We start from the raw sequence: 25,300 nt of genomic DNA, 5'->3' as shown, positions 1-25,300 counted from the left end.
CACGCTCAGAATGACAAGCCTCCAACTACTGGCTGCCGGTTTGCGTACGCAGGTTTACTATCCTGTCTCAACTCTCACCTCCCTATACTCACTTTTCCCGTTATGAGCAGCAAAACCACCACTGGTATTCTGTGCTTTGCCGGCGGCGCCCTCACGGGGGCCGTGGTTGGCCTGTTGTACGCCCCCGAAAAGGGCCGCGAAACCCGTAGCTGGCTCAGCTACCAGCTCGAAAAGTACCGCGAAACCCTGGCCGACCTTACGGAAAACCTCGTAACGAGCCGCTCCGACCAGGGGCCCAGCTCGGCCAAAAGCGAGGGCCAGCGCGTAATTCAGGATGCCAAGAGCAAGGCCGAGCAGCTACTGGGCGATGTCGACCAGCTCATCGACCAGATCAACTCGCGCAAAACGCTGTAAGCAGCCCCGTCGCGCCGGGCAACCGGCGTATTGTTGCGGGTGCTTTCTGCTTTTTTTGCTGATGCTATTCAGGAAAGTGCCGGAGAACTGACGCAACTGTCGGGGCTTCGGCACTTTTCGTTGCCCGCTCCGCTTCGGTATCGGTACCTTTACGGAAACGTTCCCGGTCCTGCTCCCCCGAGCGGCCGGGCCGCCCTTCAAACCATCAATCCTTCAACGTAATGCAACGCATCACCCTTATCCCCGGCGACGGTATTGGTCCCGAAATCACGAAAGCAGTAACCGATATTTTTGCCGCCGCCGAGGTTCCGGTGCAGTGGGAGGAGCAGAACGCGGGCCAGACCACCTTCGACGCCTCGGGCGAGCTGATTCCGCAGGCCCTGCTCGATTCGCTGGAGAAAAACCGGGTAGCCCTCAAAGGCCCTATCACCACGCCCGTGGGCAAGGGTTTCCGCAGCATCAACGTAACGCTGCGCCAGAAGTACAACCTCTACCAGAACGTCCGTCCGTCTAAAACCACCGCCGGCATTGCTTCGCGCTACGCCGATTCGGGCATCGACCTGGTGCTGTTCCGCGAAAACACCGAAGGGCTGTATTCGGGCCTTGAAATGTACGATGAGCACAATGGTATTGCCGACTCAGTAGCCCGCAACACGGTGGTGGGGGCGCGCCGCATTTGCCGCGCTGCCTTTGCCTACGCCGCCAAGCACGGCCGCAAAAAGGTAACCATGGCTCACAAAGCCAACATTCTGAAGGTGGCGGGCAAAGTAATGCTCGACGCGGCCCAGGAAGCGGCCCGCGAGTTCCCGCAGATTCAGTACGAGGAAAAAATCATCGACAACATGTGCATGCAGCTGGTTATGCGGCCCGAGCAGTTCGACGTGATTGTGACCACCAACCTGTTCGGCGACATTCTCTCCGACCTCTGTGCCGGCTTGGTAGGCGGCCTGGGCGTAGTGGCCGGCGCCAACATCGGCGACGATATGGCCATTTTTGAGGCCGTGCACGGCTCGGCCCCCGACATTGCCGGCCAGGGCAAGGCCAACCCCACCGCCCTGCTGCGCTCGGCCCTGATGATGCTGCACCACATCGGCGAGCACGCCAAGGCCGACCAAATTGAGAAGGCTCTGCACCTGACACTCCAGGACAAGAGCAAGTGCACCGGCGACCTGGGCGGCTCGGCTTCCACCAGCGAGTTCACGCAGGCCATTATTGGTAACCTGGGAAAGTAAGAGGGAAGAAAGCAGCCCTGTCGTTCCAACGAAGGAAGGGCCTGGGTTAAGCTGTTGCAACGCTGTTGTTCAATAGTTTAACTCAGGCTTCTGCTTCTTCGGAAGAATAGGGCTACTGCCTGGCTCCGTTCCCTACTGCAACTCAAGCTTACTTATATTTGTCTTTCGGAAGCTATATACCGGCTTCTCATCTTGACTTTCAGTTACCTATGAAACGTACACTGCTTTCTTCTTTGCTGATTTCCAGCGCGCTGCTGCTGGGTGCCTGCAACAACACCCCCAGCGAAGTAGGCACCGAGGGCATGAATGCCGCCGCTGCCGATGCCAACGCGGCCACGGCTGCCCCGCTCATCGACAACCCCAATGTGAGCTCGGAAACCGAGGCGCCTAACCCCAACGCGCCGGTGATGACTTTCGCCAAGACTGACCACGACTTTGGTGACATCCAGCCGAACGCGGTAGTAAAGACCACCTTTGAATTTACCAACACCGGTAAGTCGCCGCTCATCATTGAAAACGCCACGGCTGCCTGCGGTTGCACTACGCCCAACTGGACCAAGGAGCCCATTGCGCCCGGTGCAAAAGGCACGATTGACGTGCAGTTTGACGCCCACGGCAAAACGGGGATGCAGAACAAGGAGGTGGCCATTCAGGCTAACACCCAGCCCAGCATCAACAAGGTGGTCATCAAAACCAACATCCTGCCCGACGGCCAGAACGGCCCCTACCGGCAATAAGCCAATAGCAGGGGAGCAGGTGGTAACGCCCGCTCCCCTGCCATTGCCAACGCTGCCTCTCTCCCGCTGAAAATCCCGCTTATGTTCGCTTCTCTTTTGCTGCAAGCCCCCGCCGCCGGTGCCGGAGGTCTTATTCAATACCTGCCCCTAGTAGCCATGGCCGCGGTGGTTTACTTTTTCATGATCCGGCCCCAGCAGAAGCGCACCGCTACCGCCAAAAATTTCCGCGCCAGCTTGGCCAAGGGTGCCCATGTGGTAACTATTGGCGGACTGCACGGCAAAATCGTGGACCTGAGCGAAGAATCGGTGACGGTAGAAGTGGATAAGGCTGTGCGCCTGCGCTTCGACCGCGCAGCCATTGCCCGCGAGGTAGCCAGCAAAACCACCGTAGTGGCCGAGTAATAGCCGCGGCGGGGCGTCAATTCGGCGCTTGTAGTATCTTGTGGATTCCGGAATTCCGGCTTCGGGTGCAACCGGAGGCCGGAATTTTGGTTTTTGCAGCAGTTGCCGCCGCTTTTTCCACCCTTTTTCAGCTGATTTCCTGTGTCGTCTGCCCGCCCCAGTATTCGTCTGCTTCGCTGGTTCGTGAGCCCGTTTTTCGGGCAGGAGCGCAGCTATTGGCGGGCCGTGCTGGCGTGTTTTCTGGTGGCCAGCACCTTCTGGCTGCTCAACGCGCTCAACAAAACCTACACTACCCGCATCAGCTATCCGCTGGTGTGCCGCTACGATGATGCCCGCTTTGTACCAGTGCAGCCGTTGCCCCAGGAAGTAGCCGTGAACGTAACCGGCCGGGGCTGGAAGCTGCTACGCGGCCAGCTACCGCTAGAGGTGCGCCCCGCCGAAATAGTGCTGCGCGACCAAGCTACCCGTTACCTCACGGCCGGCAGCCTGCGCCCCGCCCTGCAGCAGGCCATGGACGGACTGCAACTCAATTACCTGGTTTCCGATACGCTATGGGTTGACCTCGACCGGCTGGTAAGCCGCCGTCTGCCGCTGGCCCTGAGCCCAGCCACCGATGGAGCCGCGCTGCCCTACGAAGCCCGCTTCAAGCCCGACGCCGTTACTTTCACCGGTCCCGCCAGCAAAGTCAACACCCTGCCCGACCCCTACCCCGTACACCTGCCCCAGGCCCCGGCCGGCTCCACCCAGGGCGATGTGCAGGTACCCATTGGCGGCCCCGACCAGGTGCAGTCGGACGTAACAGATGTGCGCGTGCGCCTCTTGCGCCGGCCCGTAATAACGGTGCCCGTCGATGTGGTGCCCGAGCTGCTCGACGCGCCCGCCGGCCGCAGTTTCCGCCTTACGCCGGCCACGGTCCGGGTGCGGCTGCAGTTCTTCCCCGAAGACACAGCAGCTTTCCGGCCCGACCAACTGCGGGTACAGCTGCACTACGGCCAGTTCATCAGCCCCACCGACTCGGTGATGCGCCCCTTCCTATCGCGCAAGCCACCCCAGGTACGCGGCTATCTGGTACTCACGCGCGGCGTACGGCTACAGACCAAATAGCACACGGCTAGCTGTCAGCAGGTAGGATATAACGTGTCATTTCTGCGAATGCCAAAGCCCCGAAGAGGTAGCTAGGCTGTTTGTCAACCATTGCTCCCCTACGGGACTATCTTAGCCTATAGCACTCACGTCTATCTATGTATAAATAAGCTGTTATGCGGGCGTCTGGAGTTTAAAAGGCTGGGGTTGTCTTCCACTTACTGCTGCACTCAGTTGAAAAAAGGCTTTCTGGGCTTGGTTGGTGGCTTCGTCTGCTTATCGGGAGGAGGGAGATTTAAAGGACTACCTAAAACGCTGTTGTTATCGTGGTTTCGAGTCCCACAATGCGAACAGGTGTTCTCGAAGTACGTATTTTTCCGGGCGCAATAGGGGCATTTCATATAAGCACTGATTACGGTCAACAGAGCCGGATTTCACTTTGCGCTACACATGGAAAGAGCTTTCTTACGGCTTTGGAGAAAGTAACAACATAGGCGGTTACACAGCTCCTGCCTATTTGCTGAGCACAAAAGTCCACCTCTATCCGCATATCCACAAAGGCCAAAAATTTCTTTTTCTTTAAGTATTCAATACCCGCTACCGCTCCGTGCCCCGCTTAACCCTACCCGTTCATGCTGCCTTGCAAGCCGCTGTGGCCACCCGTTTCGGGCAGCCGCTACGCTACCCCAGCCACTGCGACGCCCTCGAGGAGGAGCTGCGCCAGGCACCGGCCACGGGCGGGGGGCGTTTGAGCCCGAGTACGCTGCGCCGGTTTTTCGGCCTCGTTGAGAAAGAAGGCGGCTACCACCTGCACACGCTCGATACATTGGCGCGCTATGCCGGCCACGCCGACTTTGCGGCCTTCGGGCAGGCCCTACGCCAGCAGGCGAAAGTCGAAGCCAGCCACCTTACCGATATTCCGGAGCTGTTGGCTATGCAGCAGCTGGCATACCCCGAGCGCCTGCTGCTGGGCTATTTCCTGGGCCGCATTACGCGGCCGGCCGTGCCCACCGGCCCGGCACCCGCGCTGGCCCTGCGGCTGGCTGCCCACCCGGCGGGGCAGGAGTACTACGTCGAGTCATTCGTGGATCTGGCCTACCTGAACGGGGCGTACGGGCAGGTAGTGCACACATACCTGCAGCACAAAACCACGCCCGAAGCCCAGCTATTCGGGCATTGCGCCCTGTTTCTGGGCGAGTTTCTGGCCCAGGACGAGCCGGCCTGGCAACAGCGGCTGGCACAGCTAATGGACCTGCCCGTGCCCGCCGACTGCCACGCGTTTCCGCACGGCCGCCGGGCCTTTGCTGAGGTGGCAGCCGTCCACCACGCTGCACCGCAACACCCGCTCCCCGCTGCACTGCTCAGCCGGCTGCGGCAGCAAGCTACAACGCACGCCGCCCGTTCGGTAGCGGCCCCGGCCGCTTTGCCGGCCTTCTACAACCTGTTTCCGGCGGGGTTCCATTTCCTGGTAGCCGAGGCACTTTTCCTGACCGGCCAATATGCGGCACTTGGCGAGTGGGTAGCTGCCACCTGGGCCGAGGTTCCGGCTGTAGCCACGCTCGAAAACAACGTGTACACCGAGCTGCTATACGCTTTCGAAGCAGTGGCCGCCCACCGTACGGGCCGGGTGGTACACCGCCCCACGCGGCTAAGGGCGCTGTTTATGCTCGATACCCACGGCTGGCTACTCGATTATTACCAGGTACACCTGTGGCTCGTAGAGCTGCATTTTGCAGCTGGTACGGCCGAGCAACAGGAACTACGCAGCTATATAGATACTTTTGCCCAGCGGCACCGGATGACCTTTTTCGGGCAGTTGGCTGGGCACATTTCTCCTACCGCGCCGCTCTAACAACCCTATTTCGCTTACTAAACACCCGCCAGATGCTCAAAATCGGAATTACGGGCGGTATTGGCTCGGGCAAGAGTATAGTAGGCCGGCTGTTTACCGTGCTGGGCGTGCCCCTCTACGACTCCGACAGCCGGGCCAAGCAGGTAATGGCTCACAACCCAGCACTGCGCCAGGAGCTGAGCGAAGCCTTCGGTCCCGAAACCTTCGACGCCAGCGGCCGCCTCGACCGCGCCTACCTGGCCCGCGTTGCCTTCCCCGACCCGGTGCAGTTGGCCCGCCTCAATGCCCTGGTACACCCCCATGTAGGCCGCGACTTTGCCGAATGGGCCACGGCCCGCCAGGCCGAGGGCCACGCCTATGTGCTCAAGGAAGCGGCTCTGCTCTACGAATCAGGTGCTTACAAACAGCTTGACCGTATCATCACTGTTTTTGCACCCCAGGCGCTGCGCCAGGCCCGGGTGCTGCTCCGCGACCCCCACCGCAGCGTTCAGGATGTACTCACCATCATCGGCAAGCAACTGAGCGAGGACGAAAAGCTGGCCCGCGCCGACTACGTAGTGCACAACGACGATGAACACCTGCTCATCCCGCAGGTAGTGCAGCTGGATGCGGAGTTGAAGGCGCTTTCGAGTTAAGGCACTGTCATTCAGAGTGCAGCGAAGCATCTTGCGTGCTAACGTTGAGTTTCTACCCCTAACGTCAGCACGCAAGATGCTTCGCTGTGCTCTGAATGACAGTGCCCTCAATCTGACACGTTCTTTTACTTTGCCGACTAACGGATAATCGGGCTGCGCTCGAACGGCCGCTCGCGGTCGAAGAGGTAGCGGTAGGTGACGTGGGTTTTGTAGATGCGGGCGCCAATAGAGCGCGTGAGAGCCAGCATGCGGGGGTTGAAGTCGCCAATCCAGTTCATCTCGATTTCGCGGTAGCCGGCGCGCATAAACTCGGCGCGGGCGTGCACCATCAGGGCGCTTTCGACGCCCTTGCCCTGCCACTCGGGCACCACCCCGAAGATGACGCCAAATAGCTTTTTATCGCGGCGTTGCATGTATTGCCGCTTTTCCCAGAGAAAGCGCAGCTTGGCCAGCAGCCCAAACCGGCGGCTGACGTGCTTGAAAATCTGGTTCAGCTCGGGCAGACTCACGAAAAACGCAATCGGCTCGTCGTTGTGGTAGGCAAACCAGAGCAGGCGCTCATCGAGCACGGGCTGCATCTGCTTCACCAATTCGCGGGCCTTATCGAGGCTCATGGGGTTGATACCGCTGTGGTTGGCCCAGGCCAGGTTGTACACATGGTGAAAATCGTGGGCCAGCTTCTCGGTGTCGCGCTTGTTAGCGTGCTTGAACTGAAAGGCCGGGTACTGCTCCGCATACTTATCGAAGGCCCGCGAAAACGTAGCATGCAGCGGCATATCTACGTCGCGGTAGCAAGTGTACTGCCGGAAAAACAGCTCGAAGCCGTACCGCTCGAACAGCTGCTGATAATAGGGCTGGTGGAAGAACATGCCGTAGTTGGGCTCGGTAAAGCCATCCGTCAGCAGCCCCCAGAACCGGTCCCGCTCGCCGAAATTAATGGGCCCGTCCATGGCCTCCATGCCGCGGGCTGCCAGCCAGTGCCGAGCGGCTTCGAATAGCTCGTTGGCCGCCGCTTGGTCGTCCTCGCACTCAAAGAAGCCCATCCCGCCCACCGGCAGCGTGGGGTCGGTTTGCTCGGCGTCACGATTGACGAAGGCCGCCACCCGCCCCACTACCGTGCCAGCCGCATTGGTCAGCACCCAGCGGATGGCCTCGCCCCGGGCAAGCAGGCCATTTTTAGCCGGGTCGAACACGGCTTCAACATCCGGGTCGAGGGGCGAAATCCAGTTGGGCTGGTTCTGGTAGAGCCGGGCCGGCAGATCGAGAAACTGACGAACGAGGGCGGGGCTGTTGACTTCGAGGAGGGGCATGATTAACTGGGCTATTGATTATCAACGGCTAGCGGTTAGCGCGGGCGAGGTTGGCTTCAAAGGAAACAGATATTCGCCAGCATCGACGGCGACCAGCCGGCAACCCTGTCAGAACGGGCCGCCGGAAACTGGTATCCCGGCATTAACCGGCCAGATCTAGAGCCTGTTATGCACTGGTGTGTTGAAAAGCGGCTTTTTCGGCGGTTGTACAAGCGGCAAGTCGCTGCTGCTGCACAGGCAATGGCCTTGAAGAGCCTACAACGACGCTTTTCTGCCCAAACAAGCCGGAAACGGCCGCGTTTTGACGCACCAGTGCATAACAGGCTCTAGGCGTTCCGAAATACTGTTGGCACGTTCATGGTTGATAGAGCACTGACAAAATCGTCAGGCCATCAGCATCTACCCGGTACATCTCCCGTCCCTGACCGGTTGGCAACGGACTAGGCCAAGCGCGGTAGCCGAAAAAGTAATATCGCCTAGGGCCGGGTTCGTTCAGCACATGAATGCGCTGCCGGTCGGTGGGGCTGAGCCAGACCAAATTATTTAATAATGGCTGCTCCTCGGCAGCGGCCACAAAGATGGGGCCGGTAGGTTGGTGGTGTACCAGATACTCCAGCCCCTGCCGATATGCCAGCCCCCAATAGTCGCGTTCAAACGTACCCTCCACTTGTTGGCTGGTCAGGAAGCTGAAATATACCTGCTGGTGCGGATGCATGCTCACCATGCGTACCACTGTAAGTCCCATCTCAAGCCCGGCCAGCAGCCCCAGCCCCAGCAGCAGCGGCTTTGCCTGGCGGTGGCCGCGTCCCCAATCCCACAGTTGCTCACCCGCCGATACGGCTAGCAGCAGCAAGGCCGGATACGCAAAATACAGGTGGCGCCAACTGTCATAAATAACTGACTGCATATAAATTACTAGTAAAAACGGCAGTAGCAGCCAGCCGCACAGCAGCAAATCGAGGCGGCCGCTGAAAGCACGTAGTCCCTTCAGCGGCCGGCGCAACAACCGCAGGGCTACCAGCACCAAGCTCACTCCAGCCGCCATCCAGTACGCCACCGGTGTGGTAACGAGTAGCCAAACGGGCCCGTAGTGCCAAGGCAGGTGATGGGCCTGCTCCAACTTTCCCCAATACAACACTTCGCCCTGCCAGGGGAAATGACTCATCCGCTGGAAAGCCAGCAGAAGTCGGGATAATGGGCTGGCCCACAGATAGGGCCAGCCCACTATGGTGGCCGCCGCCGCCATCAGTAGGTATATCCCCACCACGGCCCCCACACGGCGGGGGCGGTCGGCGGGTTGAGTGGGCAGCAATACTACCAGCAGCAACAGCCCCAGTGTAAACGGAATCAGCATCAGCCCCAACAACCGAACATCGATAGCAGCAGCCGTGGCTAGGCCGTGCAGTAAGGCACGGCTAAGGGTAGGGCGCTGCACCAGCCGGGCCAGCGTAAACATGCCTAAAGTGAACACCGCCAGGAATAGCAGGTCTTTCGCGTTGTAAAACGATTCGGCAAACAACCGGGGCGAAAGCACGAACAGAAGCACAGGCAACAGCGCCAGCCACGGTCGTTGCAGCCGGAGCTGGGCCAACCTATAAAGTCCCCCTAAACCTCCTAAAACCAACAAAAATGTTAGACTGTGGCGTACCAGATAGTAATTCCAATCAACCTGTTCGCCAATTAGGCCTAGACCATACCGAGCCACCAGGGTCATCGGAAGCTCAAATAATACGCCGTGGTCACTGTCGCGGTACTGCTCAATCGGGTAAGGCTTGTGCCCAAGCGCCAAGTCGGCCACGTAACGCAGGCTTACCAACCCATTACGCTGGTCGGTTGGCTCATCCCACGACACACCATAGTCGGCCACCAGTAGCAGCCCTATAAGTAGCAATAACCCGAAAAAGGCATGTACGCCGAATCGGCGCACCGCAGTAGAAGGAAGCATAGCAGACCTAAAGGAATCGGGCAAGATAGCAGAACGCTGGTGCCAATAGTACGCCCCGCCACGAGCCGCCCGGTGGCCAGACACGCCCAAGCGGGGCCATAACAAAAAAGGACTGCCGGTAACGGCAGTCCTTTTTCTGTGTGGGAGATACTGGGTTCGAACCAGTGACCCTCTGCTTGTAAGGCAGATGCTCTGAACCAGCTGAGCTAATCTCCCGATGGGTGAGCGTACTATAAAAATGGTGGGAGATACTGGGTTCGAACCAGTGACCCTCTGCTTGTAAGGCAGATGCTCTGAACCAGCTGAGCTAATCTCCCGATGGGCGTTTCCCGTTGTTTGGGATGGCAAAGATGGGGGCTCATTTCTGAAAACGCAACACTTTCCCCCATCTTTGGGCGAAGAAATTTCCTGGCTGGGGTCGCTTATGCAGGGAACCCCTTGCCAGTCAGAAATTTCGCTTATAAAAAACAGAGGGCCGCTGGTGGGTAGAATCCTGAAAATTGTGGGGCTGACGCTGCTGAGCCTACTGCTGGCAGCCGGCCTGGGCCTATGGCTGGGTCAGGACTGGCTGATTGGCCGCTTCGTGGTGGCGCTCAACCAGCACCTGACAGTGCCCGTGCGCGCCAGCCGCCTCGATGTGTCGGTGCTCGACCAGTTTCCGCGTCTGTCCATTACGCTGCACGATGTGGTGATGCAGGGCTCGTTGCCCACCGATACCACCCGGCTACTGCGGGCCCGCCGCCTCTACTGCGCCTTCGACGCCCTCGACCTGCTGAGTGGCCACTACCGCATCCGTCGCCTCACGCTGGCCGATGGGCAGCTGCTCCTGCGACGCGACGCCGCGGGCCAAGCCAATTACCTGATTCTCAAAGCCGATACCACTACAAGCAGCGAGCAGCCCTTTGCGCTGGAGCTGCGCGGCATCAGGCTGGAGCGCGTGCGGGCTACCTACACTGATGCGGCCCGCCAGCAGTTCTTCGCCCTGCAAACGCCCGATTTACGGGCCACCGTGCGTCTGGCTGGCCCCCATGTGGAAGTGGCCGTGACGGGCCCAGCCCGCATCGAAACCGTACGCCTGGGCTCCGACGACTACTTCCGGGCCAAGGATGTACGCATGAACGTCCTGCTCGACGTGGACCGGGCGGAGCAGCTGGTTTCTATCAGCCCTTCCACTATTGCCGTGGGTTCGGCCAGCTATTCGGTTTCGGGCACGATTGATTACGCAAAAGCCACCCAGCTTGATTTGCAGGCCGCCGCCCGCCAAGCCGATGTGCAGGCCGTGCTGGCCTTGCTACCGCCCCGCCTGACCCAACGGCTGGCCGGGTACCGTAGCCAAGGGCAGGTATATTTTGAAGGTACCGTACGCGGCGAATGGTCGGAGCAGCGCAACCCGGCCGTGGAAGTGCGGTTCGGCTGCCGGCAGGCCTCCTTCTTTCACCCCGAATACCGCCAGCAGATAGAGGCTGTAAGCCTGAAGGGCCACTTCAGCAACGGTATAGGCCGCACCGCCCGAACGGCCGTGCTCACGCTACAGCAAGTGCGCGGACAGCTGGCGGGCCGGCCGTTTAGCGGCAGTATGCGGCTCAAAAACCTGGCGCAGCCAACGCTGCAGCTGGCGCTGCAGGCCGAGCTGGATGTGGCCCGTGCATTGAAGTTTTTTCCGGTGGCGGCCGTGCGCGCTGGGGTCGGTGAGGCCAGCCTAAGCCTGAAGCTCAACGGGCCGCTGGCCGTGCTCCGGCAGCGGCCCAACGCCCGACAGGCCAGCGGCGCGCTAACCCTGCGCGGCGTTACGCTGCAACTGCGCGACTTCGGCCAGCCCTTCAGCGGCCTTACGGGCCAACTGGAGTTACGCGGGGCTGATGTAGCCGTGAACAGCCTACAGGGCCGCTTGGGCAACTCTGACTTTCGGGGCCGGGGCACCGTGCGCAACGCTACCGGCTGGGCCCTGGGACCGGGCCAGCCGCTGCGGATTGAGGCAACGGTTACCTCGCAGCTACTCGATTTCAACCAGCTACTGTACGCCTACCAACCGGCGGGCAGCCAACGAAGCGGCGGCAGCGCGGGCGCGGCTGGAGGCCTGCGCGTACCGGGCCGGCTGGTTCTAGATGTAGGCCTGCAGGCCCGGCAGGTGCGCTACCGGCGGCTGCGGGGTCGGCAGCTGATCGGCACGCTGCGGCTGCAAAACCAGGTGTTCAGCTCGCCGGGGCTACGCCTGATGGCGGCCGGAGGCCAGCTGAGCGTGCGCGGCACCATGGACGCCCGCCAGCCCCAACTGCTCAAGGCCAGCACCGTGGCCAGTTGCCAGCAGGTGCCGCTGGATAGTCTGTTTTTCGTGTTCGAGGATTTCGGTCAACGCTTCCTTACGAGCCGCCACCTGCGGGGCACGCTCACGGCCTCGGCCGAGTCGGACACCTACTTTGATGGCCAGCTACGCCCGCTGACCGACCGCCTGGAAGCCCAGGTGAAGGCCACCGTGCGGCAGGGCGAGCTGCTCAATTTCGAGCCCCTGCAAAAGCTGAGCCTGGTGGCCGACCGGGCTACACTGCGCCATCTGCGCTTCGCCGAGCTGCAAAATAACTTCTACATCCAGAGCCAGACGGTGTATATTCCGGAGATGGAAATCCGCTCTAATGTGCGGGCAGCGGCCCTTATCCGGGTTACGGGCACCCATACCTTCGACCAGCAGCTCGACTACCATGTGCGCATTCCGTTACTGCCGGGCCTGCTGCCGCGCGCTGCCGCCCGCGCCGATGGCCCAACGCTACGCCTGGGCATAAAAGGCACCGAAAGCAACTTTGTGGTGCGCTACGAAACCGGCCTGCCCGGCCGGCAAGCGCCGGGCCGCAGCCCGGCAAGTGGCCCGGCCCCGGCTGTCCCGGCTGCACCGGCCACGCCTAAAACCAAGCCTTCGTGGGAACTGAAGAAGCCGGACAAAAAGCCCGCCGAGCCCCAACCGGGCGAATTTTTTGAGTTCTGAGCCGTTGCCGCCGTTGGTAGCCGCATAACTGCTTTCCAACCTCGCCGATGTTTGTGATTATGGTCTGCATGCTGCTTCTCGGTGAGTCGGCGCATTATTTTGGGAGACTTGTTTGAGGCCGGGCCAACTTCAAACCCAAAGCCGCGTTAAGGGAGCAGAATATAGTCTTCCCACCTTTTGTCTATCTGATCATGAACGACTCGCAACTGCTCCAGAACTACTCCGACCAAGAAAAAGCCGCCTATCTGAGTGCTATTGCCAGCCTAGCTTCGGCCGACCGTGAAGCGTCGGCGCCCGAAATCGAATTTTTGCAGCAGCTTGCCCATCAGGCCGGCCTTAGCGGTGCCGCTACCCAGCAGGTGCTGGCGGCCGCCAAAAGCTCGAACAACGAAACAGTAAAAAGCAACCTCGATACGTTGCGCGGCAGCGACCTGCGCTTCTCGCTCGTTACCGACCTCATCAGCTTCGCCCGCGCCGATGGTGCCTACTCGAATACCGAGGAGGAGATGGTGAACAAGATTTCGCAATACCTGGGCATCAACGAAAATCAGCAGCATACGCTGGAGCAGGTAGTCGATCAGGCTGCCAACGTACCCCACGACGCCAGCGACCCGGCCAAGCAAAGCTTTCTGGGCGGTATCGGCGACAAGCTCGAAAGCGCGGGCATCCCTAAAAATGCCCTGATGGCTGGTCTGCTCGGCATTGTGGCCCCCATGGTGATTTCGAAGGTGATGGGTGGCCGGGGCCAGAGCGGTGGCGGCGGCGGAATGATGGGTGGCAGCATGGGCGGCCTGCTCGGCGGTGCGGCCCAAAGCGGCATGGGTGGCTTGCTGGGCGGTTTGCTCGGCGGCGGCCTCCTAAGCGGCGTAATGGGCGGTGGCCAGCAGCAGCAGCCAACAGACCAGTACGGCAACTACCCGCAACAGGGCTCACATACCGGCGGCGGCGGCCTCGGCTCCCTCATGTCGATTCTGGGTGGCCTGGGTGGCCAGCCCAACTCGCAGCCTCGCAGCAGCGGTGGCGGCGGCCTCGGCGGCCTTATGGGTGGTGGCCTCGGTGGCTTGCTCGGCGGCCTACTCGGCGGCGGCAGACGCTAGGCTGTTAGCTGTTAGCTGAAAAATGAATAAGGCCCCGTACTCGGTTGATTGCGGGGCCTTACTTTTTGCGTAATTACAGATGTTCTTTTTTAAACGAAGGCTAACAGCTACTAGCTCTCAGCTAACAGCTTAAGACGCTTCTCAGGAGCTGGCAATCGACTGACCACCGCTTTGTGGCTGCAGGCTTTTGGGCAAGTCGGAGCCGCCGGAGCCGCCCGACAGACGGGTCATAGTGGTATCAACGAAGTCGGCTCCCACCTCCTCCACGGCCGAAACAATTTTAAAGTTGATTTCCTCCATCACGTCGAGGTACTCGTCGTAGCTGTCGGTACGCACATAGTACTGCACCCGCACGTCTTTCGAGTTGGATGTCAGGGAGGTGAATTTAACCTGCACATCGGGCTCGATGAGGCGGTGCGTGAGGATGGCCTCGCGTACCAGCTCGATAATGCGGTGGAGCTGGGTGCTGGTCGTCATCTGGGTAAGCGACATCATGAAGAACACCCGGCGGGAAGTGCGGCGCGAGAGGTTGTCGAGCGGCTTATCAATCATGGATTTGTTGGGCACCGTTACGTAGCTTTTCTCCACGGTACGAATCCGGGTGCTGCGGAAACCTATTTTCTCCACCGAGCCCGTCAAATCGCCCACACTCACCAAGTCGCCTACCTCGAAGGGCCGGTCGAGGAAGATGGTGAACGAGGCCAGCAGGTTTTCGAGGCTTTCCTTGGCGGCGAAAGCCACGGCCAGGCCGCCAATGCCCAGGCCACCCACCAGGGCCGTTACATCAATGCTGAATACGCGGCCCAACACCACCAGAAAGGCAATGATGGCCACAAACAGCTTGATAAGGTCGCGGGCGAAGGGCACGAGCTGGTTGGTGAGCCGCGAAGGGTCGCGCAGAGCTCGTTTCATGAACACCAGCACTGCCAGGTCAATCATGCGCAGGAAAATCCAGGTGACGCCCGCTATAAAGGCTATCTGGTACACCCGGAAGGCCAGCTTCGCAAACCACGGCGTGTCATGGCCCACCTCCGAGGAGCGCACCGGAATATCCAGCACGCTGTAGGCGATGAAGATGGTGATGAAGAAGATGACGATGCTGATGGGCTTGATCAGCAGCTCATGAAACTGCTGCTCCGTAACGCCTTCCCCTACCTTCTTAAAAAACCGGAACAGTACCTTCGTCAGCAGGCGCGACACCAGGTTTTTGAACACGAAACCAGCCAGCAGAATGGCCGCGGCTGTCAGGTATTCCTGCACCTCAATGCCGAGCAAATGGTAGTGAAGGATTTCGGAAAGAGACATAGGCGCAGGTGAAAAAGAAAGAGGGCAACAAACAAGCCGGCCGCCGACTGCCCCAACGGGCAGCAAGCAGACGGCTTGTTAAAGCTTCTAACGCAACGAATTTCTTCGCGTTACGGGTAGGCGGGCCGCAAACACCGGGCCGGCCTTGCAACCAGCCCGCGGTTATACCAGCTGGCGCAGGGCCATTTCGAACGACCGTTGGGCCAGACCAGTATGCTCCTCGCTTTGGGTGCGGGTGCGTTCCAGGGCCGCCCGAATGATGCGCGAGGTATCCTCGAAAATGGCTTGGTCGGTAATCTCGGCGTCCGACTCCATCAGGTAGGCAAATACCCGGGCCATGCCGCAGTTGGCAATGAAATCGGGGATGACGCTCACGCGGGCATCGGCAAACTCGCCGGTGGGGCCGAAGAAGATTTCGGGGTCCTGGAAGGGCACGTTGGCGCCGCACGAAATTACCTCCAGACCGTTGGCGGCCAAGGCTTCCACCTGGGCCTTGGTCACGAGCCGCGAGGAGGCGGCCGGCACGAATATCTCGGCTCCGCTAGTCCAGATCTGCTCGTTTATTTCCTCAAACGACAGCCGGTTATCGGCCGCTAGCTCGTTGCCCTGGCGGTTCAGCATCAGCTGGCGGATTTCTTCCAGCCCGAAGCCTTCGGTGTTCAGCAGCCCGCCGGCCCTATCGATAATGCCGGTGATGCGGGCGCCCTGGCTGGCCAGGTAGTAGGCCGCTGCCGCCCCCACATTGCCCCAGCCCTGGATAATGGCCCGCTTGCCTTCGACCGAGCGGCCGCCCCATAGCGCGTAGTAGTGGCGCACGGCCTCGGCCACGCCGTAGCCGGTTATCAGGTCGGCCACGGTGTACTTGCGGCGCAGGTCGGGCGAGTAGGCCACGTCTTCGAGCACTTTTATCACGCCTTGGCGCAGCTGGCCCAGCTTCTGTATTTTCTGGGGCTCGGTGGCCTGGTAGTGGCCGTTTACCACCCCTTCCTGGGGGTGCCAGAGGCCGTATTCTTCGGTGATGGGAATGACTTCGTGGATTTCGTCCACGTTCAGGTCGCCGCCCGTGCCGTAATAATTTTTCAGGAGCGGGAAAACGGCCTTGTACCAGCGCTCCAGCACGCCGCGCTTGCGCGGGTCGCGGGGGTCGAAGTTGATGCCCGACTTAGCCCCGCCAATGGCCGGGCCCGATACGGTGAACTTCACTTCCATGGTTTTGGCCAGGCTTTCTACCTCGCGCTTATCGAGGCCCAGGCGCATGCGGGTGCCGCCGCCGGCCGCTCCGCCCCGCAGCGAGTTGATGACCACCCAGCCTTCGGCTTCGGTTTCGGCGTCCTGCCATTCAAATACGATTTCGGGACGCTTATTTTCAAACTTGGCCAACAGGTCTTTCATCAGGGAGCAGAAGGTAGGGTGAGACAGGAATTTCGGCAGCAAAGGTAGGCACACGGGCGGCAGGCCCCATCGGGCGGGCGGCTCAACTGCCATTGCCCTGCCGCCTTAATGTTGGGCTTGTCCAACATTTACAGGTACAGTATTTGGGGCAAAAGGAACTTTGCAGGCCCCTAATATCGTATTAGCCCTATTCCCGCTTACCGTTCCGTAATACCACCTTTGCATTGCCGAAATGAAGCCACTACTTGCCCGAGTCGAATCGAAGAAAGTTTATAAAGCCGCAGCCATTCTCAAGGTGCTGGCTCACCCTAAACGGCTGGCCATCGTGGACCTGCTGGGTAAAGAGGATAAGATGACCGTCACGGAGATTTACCGGACCCTCGACCTGCCCCAGGCCATTGCTTCCCAGCACCTTATTACCCTCAAAGACCGCGGCATTCTGTCGTCGCTGAAAGTAGGGACTAAAATCTACTACTCTCTTTCCATTCCCAAGCTGCTCGACGTTATCGACTCACTCGAAGAGTGCTGCGATTCGAGTGAGATTTGAGCTGTTAGCTGAAAAGCGAAGAAGGCCCCGTACTCGGTTGAGTGCGGGGCCTTCTTTTGGGTTGAAGTTGTTGGCTTCTTTTGAAACGCAAGCCGCCAACCTAAGTTATGGAGGGCGCTGTAGGGGCGGGGCTTGTCCCCGCCCGCCATCAGAACGATAGGCTGACCACCTCTTTGAAGGACCCGCAACACATGGTGCTAACGGCGGGCGGGGACAAGCCCCGCCCCTACTTCGTTCTGCGCAATATCGGTAGCCAACAGCCTAAAAAGCCGGCTGGCGCTCCAGATCGAACAGGTCGGTGAGTGTGTCGATAAGCTGATCGGCCTCGCCGCGCTTGCAGGCGGCCTTGAGCTGGAGCACGGGTTGCTTGAGGATTTTCTGCATCAGCGAGCGGGTGATATCGTCGAGACGCTTGGCTTCTTCGGGGCTAATTTTCTTCTTGTTGTAGCGGTCCAGTTCTTCTAGGCGGATCTGCTCCAGCGCGTTTTTCAACTTCTGAATGGTCGGCGACACCATCATTTCTTTGGTCCAGTCGCGCAGGCCTTCCATGCTTTCCTCGATGATGGCCCGCACCTGCGGCACCGACTCCAGCCGGCGCTCCAGCGCGGCCGAAGCCTTGCTCTGAATGGCGTCGATGTTGTACACCAGCACGCCGGGCACCTGCTCCACGTCGGGCGCGATGCTGCGCGGCACCGAAAGATCGATGAAGAACTTGTAGCTCAGCACCTCCAGGTTGGCCACCAGGGCGCGGCTGAAAAACGGCTCGGGCCGGGCAATGCTGCTGATGATAACATCGGCCTCCTTCAGCCCTTCGGCCAGATCCTCGAAGTCGAGCACCTTCAAACCACACTCTTCGGCCAAGGCCTCGGCTTTGCTGCGGGTGCGGTTGCAGATGGTTACGTCGGTGAAGAGCTTGCTGTCGCCAAAGTGGCGGCAGACGTCGGCGCCGATTTCACCCAAACCAACCACCAGCACCCGGGGGTTAGCCACGTCGGCGGTCAGCTCCTCTACCAGCTCCAGCGTGGCATACGAAGTAGAAGCAGCTCCATCGCGGAACGCGGTTTCCTGCTGTACGCGCTTGTTGGTGAAGAAAACGGTGTGCAGCAAACGGTGCAGGAAAGGCCCGGCCGCATCGGCATCGGCCGACCACTGGTAGGCCTGCTTCACCTGGTTGCTGATCTGCAGGTCGCCGACAACCTGCGCCTCCAGGCCCATAGCCACCTCAAACAGGTGGCGTACGGCGTCGAGCGAGCCGGCAAACACATCGAAGTAGGGCGTGAAACCGACCACGTCGGGCAGGTTCTTCAGGCGGGCCAGGGCCTCGATAACGGCTACGCTCTGGTCTTGGTCGGCCGAATAGTAAACCTCGGTGCGGTTACAGGTACTCAGCACCAGCAAGTCGGTCAGGTCGAGCTCGTGGTGTAGGGTTTGCAGCAAGCGCCGGCAGGCTGCCTCATCCAACGCAATCAGCTCGCGGATGGCGAGCGGCGCTTTCTTGAACGAGAGGCTGACAGCTTGAAAAGGATGGGACATAGCAGGAGCTAAGGCAGATAGCAGAGGGCAAAATTACATACAAATTGCTAGGGTAAAAACAGCAGATGTGGTACGCTGGTTCGGGCCTGCCTACTATTACTCGGGAAACAGGCGGGAAATGGCACCAACGCAGTTTCCATCCAGAGCCGGTTGATGAAAATCATGGATATAGACCAGGCGGCCTGACTTTGGCCGGGGCCGTATCTTCGGGGCCGGGGCCGCCGTATCAGGGGTCTGCCTTCCGCTGTTTTGCTGCCTGCCGTGCTCCCTACTATTGCCATCTACGACCAGAAGTCGCGCATCAAGCTCCTTATCGTGGCCGTGGCCCTACTGATTGGGGCGGCTACCGTTGTGTATACCAACGTGCTGGTGCAGCGCCTCTCCGAGCGCGAGCGGCAGCAAATCGACCTATACGCCAAAACCCAGCGCTACATCATCAACACCGAAGAGGAATCGAACCTGTCGTTTCTCTACGACGAAATCATCGAGGCCAACAAAACCATTCCCGTCATCATCACCGACGGCGACGACAACATCATCGACGCCCGCAACGTGAACGTGCCCCAGGGCGTGAGCGAAGAAAAGTCGCTGGCATTTCTGCGCGACCAGATTGCCCAGATGCGGGAGCAACACCCGCCCATCGAGATAAAAATCGGGGCTGGTTCGCGTAACTTCCTGTATTATAAGGAGTCGGATTTGCTGACCCAATTGCGGCTTTACCCGCTGGTGCAGCTGGCCATTATCGGCTGCCTGGCCGTGGTTGCCTACTTTGCCTTCAGCTCCTCGCGGCGGGCCGAGCAGAACCGCGTGTGGGTGGGCCTGGCCAAGGAAACAGCCCATCAACTGGGCACGCCGCTCAGCAGTCTGGTGGGCTGGCAGCAGTACCTGCGCGACTCGGAACGATTTAAAGACGAGCCGATTGTGGAGGAACTGGGCAAGGATATCCGGCGGCTCGAAATCATCACCGAGCGGTTCAGCAACATCGGCTCGGTACCGGTGCTGGGCGATGAAAACATTCTGCGCGTGACGGAAAACGCCATCAGTTATCTCCAAAGCCGGGTGTCGCGCAAAGTCAGCTTCGAGGTAAAAACTGATTTGCCCACCGATACGCCGGCCCAGATAAATATTCCGCTGTTCGACTGGGTGATTGAGAACATCTGCAAGAACGCCGTTGACGCTATGGACGGGCGCGGCAGCATCACGCTGCACATACGCCGGCCAGTGCGCGGCAACGAAAACCAAATTGCCCTCGACATCACCGACACAGGCAAGGGCATCCCGAAAAGTAAGCTACAAAGCGTGTTTTTGCCCGGCTACACCACCAAAAGACGGGGCTGGGGCTTAGGCCTGGCGCTGGCCAAGCGCATCATCGAAAACTACCATAAGGGCCGCCTTTTCGTGAAATGGAGCGAGCCCGGCCGCGGCACCACCTTCCGGATAATCCTGAACGGGTGATTTTTGAGAATTGAGTATAGTGAGGTGAGAAAGGAACGTCATGCTGAGCGCAGCCGAAGAATCTCTACTGCAGTGCTATTTCTATTGACTGCAACGAAGCGGTAGAGATTCTTCGGCTGCGCTCAGCATGACGTTCCTTTCTCAACTCTCACCTCACTATACTCACTTCTTATCCCCTTTCCCCCGGTTCGTTATTTCGACGTAGCTATTGCCTTTCACGGGTTTGCCGTTGTGGGTACCCTCTACGCGGCACATTCCTTCCCAATAGTGCATTTTGATGCCGGCAATAAGCTTAAGCGTCAGTTCTTGGTCGGGCATTACGGGCGTGATGGTAAGGTCGTAGCCTTGGCTAGGCACGCGCAGGCGCCACTTGTTGGGGTAACGAAGCTTGGAGTGCGGGCTGGTCCAGTATTCGAGGACGTCGAGCTGGAAATCCTCCGCGTTCAGGTGCTGGTTGCTCAGGTCGGGGCCGTAGTGGGTGCCGCCGCTCACGGTTTGATTGGTTTTGCGGTCGAACAGCTGGTAGGCCATCAGCTCGGTGCGAGGCTCATCGAGCTGCACCGAAAACCAGTCCCAGCCGATACCCTTGTTGGTTACGGAGTTGCCGTTCCATTGGCGGTCGTACCACAGCTCGCCTTCCACCTGCCGCACTTTGCCGCCTATTTCGAGGGTGCCGGTGGTGGCCAGGCGCGGGTAGCTGTAGTAGCCGGCCTTGGCTACGTTGCCGTAGTTTTCGTAGCCGGTGCCGTTGTGCATCAGCACGGGCTTGGCGGGCGTGGTCGTCAGGTCGATGGCCTGGCCGGCGTGAGCGGCCATGCGGCCCTGCAGGTGGTAGCGGCCCTCCTGGCCGGTCAGGGTCCAGGTTTCGTTTTTCTTGCGGGCGCTCAGGTTAAGGGGCAAAACCGAGGGCATTAGCTCGGGCAGGCGCGTGACTTTATAGTCGTAGCGGAACTGCTTGTTTTGCGGATCGGTGAGAGCAAAGTTCACCATCTGCCAGTCGCGCTTGCCATTGATGTTGAAGTGGAAGAATACGTACTCGACGCCAAACATTTCGCCGGTGGCCTTGTCGCGCAGGTGGCCGGTGAAGTACCACCATTCCAGGGAATTCTGTTTGTGGACGGCTTCCTCGCGGGGCAGTTCGGCGCGCTCCGTAAACACGTCGTACTTATTGGTGGGCTTGAGGGCACAGCCCGAGGCCGTGAAAAGTAACAGAACAATAGCTAACAGCAGGTTTTTCATACTGCTGCCATAAGGGTTTCGGGGGCCGAAAGGTTTAGGGAAATAACTATTTACAGGCTGCTTGCGCTGACCTTACTTACCTGCTCTGCTGGGTTTGTCGCAACCAGGCCCGCCACTGTCGTCCGCCCACGATTCGGGTACTACCCTTCAGCCGGGGCCCCAGTTGCGGCCCGTCATCGGCCGTAATCACCCGGAAACCTATCGGGCCGGACTGAAAGAAATTCACATCCACCTCCTGGGGGCCCAGCGGCGACTCATCTAGCACCAATACATCGTGCAAAAGGCGCAACACCCGCACCAATGGCACGGCCACTTCAAACTCGCCTATCGAATCGGTTGTTACGACCAGTTTCAACCGCTTGAAGCGCAACATCGTGTACGGCCGGGGCCCTTGTTCATCGTAAAGCACCCCCCAGCGGTACAGCGAATCGAGCGATGCGGCCCGCAATTGGGCCGAAGCCGGCGCGGCACTAAGCAGCACCAACAACAGAGTACCAGTTGAAAAAAGACCAAAGATGCGAGGGGCTGACATTGCGGCGAGTATAGGACTAACAAGGAACTGTAAAGATTCTTCTACCGCCGAAATGGTCGTGTCAGGCGCTGCCACAGGCCGCGGGGGGTGTACCAGCGGGAACCATACGTCACTATTACCTCGCCCATAAGCCTGTCGCACGAAGCTTCCAAAACAACCGCTTCGGCTTGGTCACTTGGCATAACAGCCGTTTTGAAGCCGATGCTTGAAAATATCAGCCGCGCGCTGTGCGCACCTGCTGCTACTTCCAGCTCATACGTGCCATCAGCTCGGGTTAAAGTGCCGTTATGGGTGCCCTCTACCAGCACCGTTACGCCCGGCAGGCCCTGCCCGGTGCTGGCCTCCGTTACCCGGCCCCGCACGATGCGAACTGGCAGAACTGGATGGGAAGGGGTCGTGGCTACTATGCCCATCGTCATCGTCTGCTGCGTCAGGATTGGGGGAGTTGGCCGCTGGGCCACGGCTGGCGCGGCAGTTCCCATCCCCAACACGGCCAGCACGGCGGCGGCCCACCGCTGCGCAGCAGGAGCCGCCAGAGCCAGCCGCAGCGGCCGACTCAGTTGCCCGGCCCGAAACCGCCCGCAGCTCGGGCCGCTGGCCCGGCTCAGGTAGGCTACCACTTCGGCATCCGTCATCCAGCTGAAATTGACCACTGTTTTGGCGCAGGCGGCACAGTGGCGGCCCTGGGCGGCAGGCGTCATGGCGGCCCAGTTTTCGGCGCAGGGCTGAGGAACGGAGATGGTTAAGAACTGGGGCATGAGGTAGCAACTTGAAGTGGAGGTCTACCAGCCTGATGCCGGGCCGCGCCCGATTCCACACGCAACGCGTAAGATTTCCGCAGCAACAGCAGCACAACACCCGAAACCCTGAGCGGCCGCCGCTACAGCGGCGGCTTCTGCGGCGGCTCGTGGCCCACTACTTTACCCATAATCTGCCCCCGGCCGGGCACCGATTGCAGCCGCACCAGCAGCGGAGCCGGCGCCGGGTTTACTGCCACGCTTAGCGTCTGGGGCACGAATACGAACGGGCTACCCGACACGCGCAGGCTCACCAAACCGTTCTGCACCGCCTCCCACTGCTTCTTCATGGTGAAGCTGAAATTGCCCTGCTCGTCGGCAACGGCCCCGTAGGGCGTGTCGGCAATGAAGATTTCGGCCCCCGCCACGGCCAGCCCGGTAGAATCGTCGAGCACCCGGCCCCGGATGGTTACCTGGCCCTGCGGCGCGGTGGCCAGCTCATCGGCCTGCTCGGTGGCCCCGGTGGCGGCCGTGGCAGCGTTGGTCTGGGCGTTCTGGCAGGAAGTAAGCAGCGGCTTGAGGCTGAGTAGCGCCAGCCCCGTAAGCAGCCAGCGCCGCCAGCGCGGGGCGGCCATTGCCACAGCGCCGGCTGGTACCGGAGGCGCAAACTGCCCGGCCCGGAACAAACCGCACACGGTGCCTACCCCCGGCTGTGCCAGCCACGTGTGCACCTCGGCTTCGCTCAGGGCCGAAAAATCTACGACTTCGTGCTGGCACTGCCCGCAGAACCGGCCGGCGGCGGTGGGGGTCATGGTGGCCCAGGACTGAGGGCAGGGGTTCGGAACAGAGAAGCCAGGCATAGCGGCAGGAGGTTAAGGCAGGACAATAAGTATAAGAATATTTGCCGGTTAGTGCCTGGTAGCCATCGGCACGGGGCAACTGCCCGGCATATTTCTGTATCTTTTGCCCTCTAAACCTGTTCTCCGCTCCGTTGTCAAGCCCTCTACCTCCCTCCCGCATCAGCGGGCTGTTCCGCCGCAAAACCGTTTCGGACCTCCTTGTTAACCCGCCCGCCGACCTGGATATGCTCGGCACCGACCCTGGCTCGCAAAGCCTGGAGCGCCACCTCACCGTCCGCGACCTGACGTCGCTAGGCATTGCGGCCGTTATCGGGGCGGGCATTTTCAGTACCATCGGTAATGCGGCCCACGACGGCGGCCCGGCTGTGTCGCTGCTGTTCGTGTTCACTGCTATTGCCTGCGCCTTTTCGGCGTTGTGCTACGCCCAGTTCGCGGCCACTATTCCGGTAAGCGGCTCGGCTTACACCTACGCCTACGCCTCGTTTGGCGAGTTGGCCGCCTGGATTATCGGCTGGGCGCTTATCATGGAATATGCGGTGGGCAACATCGTGGTAGCCATTTCGTGGTCAGACTACTTTACCGGCCTCATGGACGGGGTGGGGCTGCAAATTCCCATCTGGCTGACGATGGGCATGCAGAGCGCCCACCGCTACTACGGCGAAGTGCTGGCCCTGATGCAGGCGGGCAAGCCCTTGAGCGAAGCCACTGCCACGCAGCTGCTCGGCTACAATGCCTGGAACTCGGCTCCCGAGCTGCCCGGCGGCCTGCGCCTGGTCATCGACCTGCCCGCCGGCCTGATTACACTCGCCATTACGGCCCTGGTGTACATCGGCATCAAGGAATCCAAGAACGCCTCCAACATTCTGGTGGGCCTCAAGCTGGTGGTTGTGGCCGTAGTTATTCTGGTAGGCGCTTTCTACGTGAAGCCCGAAAATTGGAGCCCGTTTGCGCCCAACGGCATTGGCGGGGTGCTTAAAGGGGTGTCGGCCGTGTTCTTCGCCTACATTGGCTTCGATGCTATTTCGACGACGGCCGAGGAATGCAAGAACCCCCAGCGCGACCTGCCCCGGGCCATGATTTACGCCCTCATCATCTGCACCATTCTGTACGTGATTGTGACGCTGGTGCTTACCGGCATGGTGAACTACACCGAGCTGGCCGTGGGCGACCCGCTGGCGTACGTGTTCAATAAAGTGGGCGTGGAGTGGCTAGGCGGCGTGGTAGCCGTGTCGGCGGTGTTTGCCATGGCCTCGGTGCTGCTCGTGTTCCAGATCGGCCAGCCCCGCATCTGGATGACCATGAGCCGCGACGGACTGCTGCCGCCGGTGTTTGCGCGGGTGCATCCCAAGTTCCGCACGCCTTCGTTCAGCACCATCGTTACGGGCTTCTTTGTGGGCATTCCGGCGCTGCTGCTGAACATGGATCTGGTGATTGACCTAACCAGCATCGGCACGCTGTTCGCCTTTGCGCTGGTGTGCGGCGGCATCCTCATCATCGACCCCTACGGTACCTCCGATGCCCGTTTTAAGGTGCCCTACATCAACGGCCAGTTCCTGGTACCGCTTATTCTGACGGTGTGCGGGGTGCTGGTACTGATCTACAATCAGGCCGGTATCCGCGAGTTTACCAAGGCGCTGGGCTCCTACGAGGAGGGCCGCCACTACATCCCGATGCTGGTGTTCTTCGGCTTCTGCCTGGGCCTGTCGTGGCTGTCGTTCCGCAAGCGCCTGAGTTTGCTGCCGACGCTGGGCCTGCTCACCAACCTGTACCTGATGACCCAGCTGGGCCTCAACAACTGGCTGCTGTTTTTCGCCTGGCTGGTGATTGGCCTGGCCGTGTATTTCAACTACGGCTACAAGAAATCCAAGCTGCGCCTGAAGCACGCGTAGCCAGTTGGCGTAGCACCCTGAGCGAGTACCCCGGAGCACGACTCCGGGGTACTCGTTTTCGTTTCCCAGAAGCAGGTTTTGGGCTGGCCAGGGAATTCTGAGCCGTCGGGCACGTTGTATATTCGCA

General features: G+C 60.2%; 21 protein-coding genes and 2 tRNA genes. 12 read left to right on the top strand and 11 right to left on the bottom strand.

All coding sequences use genetic code 11. From position 1 onward, the window contains the following. Nucleotides 1–102: 102 nt before the first annotated feature. From HW554_RS13485 to coaE, 7 genes are all read left to right on the top strand, one after another. Nucleotides 103–414 carry a YtxH domain-containing protein gene (locus tag HW554_RS13485; protein WP_116941769.1) on the top strand — a complete coding sequence of 104 codons (312 nt, stop codon included), beginning with the start codon at nucleotides 103–105 and terminating at the stop codon, nucleotides 412–414. 221 nt (nucleotides 415–635) lie between these two features. Continuing rightward, a complete protein-coding gene (locus HW554_RS13480) occupies nucleotides 636–1,646 on the top strand; it encodes an isocitrate/isopropylmalate dehydrogenase family protein (protein WP_176909108.1) in 1,011 nt (336 codons plus the stop codon). Between the two features lie 209 nt (nucleotides 1,647–1,855). Beyond that, complete coding sequence (locus HW554_RS13475; protein ID WP_176909107.1) at nucleotides 1,856–2,383, top strand: DUF1573 domain-containing protein; 528 nt, start codon at nucleotides 1,856–1,858, stop codon at nucleotides 2,381–2,383. Between the two features lie 81 nt (nucleotides 2,384–2,464). After that, a complete protein-coding gene (yajC, locus tag HW554_RS13470; RefSeq protein ID WP_176909106.1) occupies nucleotides 2,465–2,785 on the top strand; it encodes a preprotein translocase subunit YajC in 321 nt (106 codons plus the stop codon). Nucleotides 2,786–2,926: 141 nt separating this feature from the next. After that, the gene (locus HW554_RS13465) at nucleotides 2,927–3,889 is read left to right on the top strand and encodes a YbbR-like domain-containing protein (RefSeq protein ID WP_176909105.1); all 963 of its coding nucleotides are present in this window, start codon (nucleotides 2,927–2,929) and stop codon (nucleotides 3,887–3,889) included. Nucleotides 3,890–4,475: 586 nt separating this feature from the next. Further along, a complete protein-coding gene (locus HW554_RS13460; protein ID WP_176909104.1) occupies nucleotides 4,476–5,720 on the top strand; it encodes a hypothetical protein in 1,245 nt (414 codons plus the stop codon). Between the two features lie 32 nt (nucleotides 5,721–5,752). Beyond that, complete coding sequence (gene coaE / locus HW554_RS13455; protein WP_176909103.1) at nucleotides 5,753–6,355, top strand: dephospho-CoA kinase; 603 nt, start codon at nucleotides 5,753–5,755, stop codon at nucleotides 6,353–6,355. 137 nt (nucleotides 6,356–6,492) lie between these two features. On the opposite strand, the gene HW554_RS13450 is transcribed toward coaE, so the two are convergent. The 4 genes from HW554_RS13450 to HW554_RS13435 form a co-directional block, all read right to left on the bottom strand. Then, the gene (locus tag HW554_RS13450) at nucleotides 6,493–7,665 is read right to left on the bottom strand and encodes a GNAT family N-acetyltransferase (protein WP_176909102.1); all 1,173 of its coding nucleotides are present in this window, start codon (nucleotides 7,663–7,665) and stop codon (nucleotides 6,493–6,495) included. A gap of 355 nt (nucleotides 7,666–8,020) precedes the next feature. Beyond that, the gene (locus tag HW554_RS13445; RefSeq protein ID WP_176909101.1) at nucleotides 8,021–9,610 is read right to left on the bottom strand and encodes a hypothetical protein; all 1,590 of its coding nucleotides are present in this window, start codon (nucleotides 9,608–9,610) and stop codon (nucleotides 8,021–8,023) included. Nucleotides 9,611–9,751: 141 nt separating this feature from the next. Beyond that, a tRNA-Val gene (locus HW554_RS13440) sits at nucleotides 9,752–9,826 on the bottom strand. 23 nt (nucleotides 9,827–9,849) lie between these two features. Continuing rightward, nucleotides 9,850–9,927: transfer RNA gene (locus tag HW554_RS13435), tRNA-Val, on the bottom strand. Nucleotides 9,928–10,091: 164 nt separating this feature from the next. Here HW554_RS13435 and HW554_RS20990 point away from each other — a divergent pair. Together HW554_RS20990 and HW554_RS13425 are read left to right on the top strand one after the other, a co-directional pair. Beyond that, on the top strand, nucleotides 10,092–12,587 hold the full coding sequence (locus HW554_RS20990; RefSeq protein ID WP_176909100.1) for an AsmA-like C-terminal region-containing protein: 2,496 nt from the start codon (nucleotides 10,092–10,094) through the stop codon (nucleotides 12,585–12,587). Nucleotides 12,588–12,778: 191 nt separating this feature from the next. After that, nucleotides 12,779–13,684: a TerB family tellurite resistance protein gene (locus HW554_RS13425; RefSeq protein ID WP_176909099.1), complete on the top strand. Its 906-nt coding sequence runs from the start codon at nucleotides 12,779–12,781 to the stop codon at nucleotides 13,682–13,684. A gap of 141 nt (nucleotides 13,685–13,825) precedes the next feature. On the opposite strand, the gene HW554_RS13420 is transcribed toward HW554_RS13425, so the two are convergent. Continuing rightward, nucleotides 13,826–14,989: a mechanosensitive ion channel family protein gene (locus HW554_RS13420; RefSeq protein ID WP_176909098.1), complete on the bottom strand. Its 1,164-nt coding sequence runs from the start codon at nucleotides 14,987–14,989 to the stop codon at nucleotides 13,826–13,828. A 162-nt stretch (nucleotides 14,990–15,151) separates the two neighbouring features. Continuing rightward, nucleotides 15,152–16,381, bottom strand: coding sequence for a Glu/Leu/Phe/Val dehydrogenase dimerization domain-containing protein (locus HW554_RS13415; protein WP_176909097.1), 1,230 nt, complete (start codon nucleotides 16,379–16,381; stop codon nucleotides 15,152–15,154). A 232-nt stretch (nucleotides 16,382–16,613) separates the two neighbouring features. On the opposite strand from HW554_RS13415, the gene HW554_RS13410 reads away from it, so the two are divergent. Then, a complete protein-coding gene (locus HW554_RS13410) occupies nucleotides 16,614–16,928 on the top strand; it encodes an ArsR/SmtB family transcription factor (protein WP_176909096.1) in 315 nt (104 codons plus the stop codon). Nucleotides 16,929–17,189: 261 nt separating this feature from the next. On the opposite strand, the gene hemA is transcribed toward HW554_RS13410, so the two are convergent. Beyond that, nucleotides 17,190–18,461, bottom strand: a complete 1,272-nt coding sequence (gene hemA, locus HW554_RS13405) for a glutamyl-tRNA reductase (protein ID WP_176909095.1) — start codon at nucleotides 18,459–18,461, stop codon at nucleotides 17,190–17,192. Nucleotides 18,462–18,722: 261 nt separating this feature from the next. On the opposite strand from hemA, the gene HW554_RS13400 reads away from it, so the two are divergent. Continuing rightward, nucleotides 18,723–19,916, top strand: coding sequence for an ATP-binding protein (locus HW554_RS13400; RefSeq protein WP_176909094.1), 1,194 nt, complete (start codon nucleotides 18,723–18,725; stop codon nucleotides 19,914–19,916). A gap of 162 nt (nucleotides 19,917–20,078) precedes the next feature. Here the strand turns inward: HW554_RS13400 and HW554_RS13395 are convergent, their stop codons facing one another. From HW554_RS13395 to HW554_RS13380, 4 genes are all read right to left on the bottom strand, one after another. Then, nucleotides 20,079–21,155: a lipocalin family protein gene (locus HW554_RS13395; RefSeq protein ID WP_176909093.1), complete on the bottom strand. Its 1,077-nt coding sequence runs from the start codon at nucleotides 21,153–21,155 to the stop codon at nucleotides 20,079–20,081. Between the two features lie 76 nt (nucleotides 21,156–21,231). Then, nucleotides 21,232–21,687 (bottom strand): hypothetical protein, encoded by a 456-nt coding sequence (locus HW554_RS13390; protein ID WP_176909092.1) that lies wholly within the window; start codon nucleotides 21,685–21,687, stop codon nucleotides 21,232–21,234. Nucleotides 21,688–21,728: 41 nt separating this feature from the next. After that, entirely contained in the window at nucleotides 21,729–22,445 is a 717-nt protein-coding gene (locus tag HW554_RS20665) for a carboxypeptidase-like regulatory domain-containing protein (RefSeq protein WP_246285222.1), read from the bottom strand. A gap of 122 nt (nucleotides 22,446–22,567) precedes the next feature. Further along, nucleotides 22,568–23,284: a peptidase associated/transthyretin-like domain-containing protein gene (locus HW554_RS13380; protein ID WP_176909091.1), complete on the bottom strand. Its 717-nt coding sequence runs from the start codon at nucleotides 23,282–23,284 to the stop codon at nucleotides 22,568–22,570. Between the two features lie 224 nt (nucleotides 23,285–23,508). On the opposite strand from HW554_RS13380, the gene HW554_RS13375 reads away from it, so the two are divergent. Next, complete coding sequence (locus HW554_RS13375) at nucleotides 23,509–25,173, top strand: amino acid permease (protein ID WP_176909129.1); 1,665 nt, start codon at nucleotides 23,509–23,511, stop codon at nucleotides 25,171–25,173. Nucleotides 25,174–25,300 lie beyond the last annotated feature (127 nt).

It is taken from the genome of Hymenobacter lapidiphilus, from assembly GCF_013377885.1.
In the GTDB taxonomy this organism is placed as follows: domain Bacteria; phylum Bacteroidota; class Bacteroidia; order Cytophagales; family Hymenobacteraceae; genus Hymenobacter; species Hymenobacter lapidiphilus.
The sequence above is the reverse complement of the archived record's forward strand: the minus strand, read 5'-3'. Positions and strand labels throughout refer to the sequence as shown.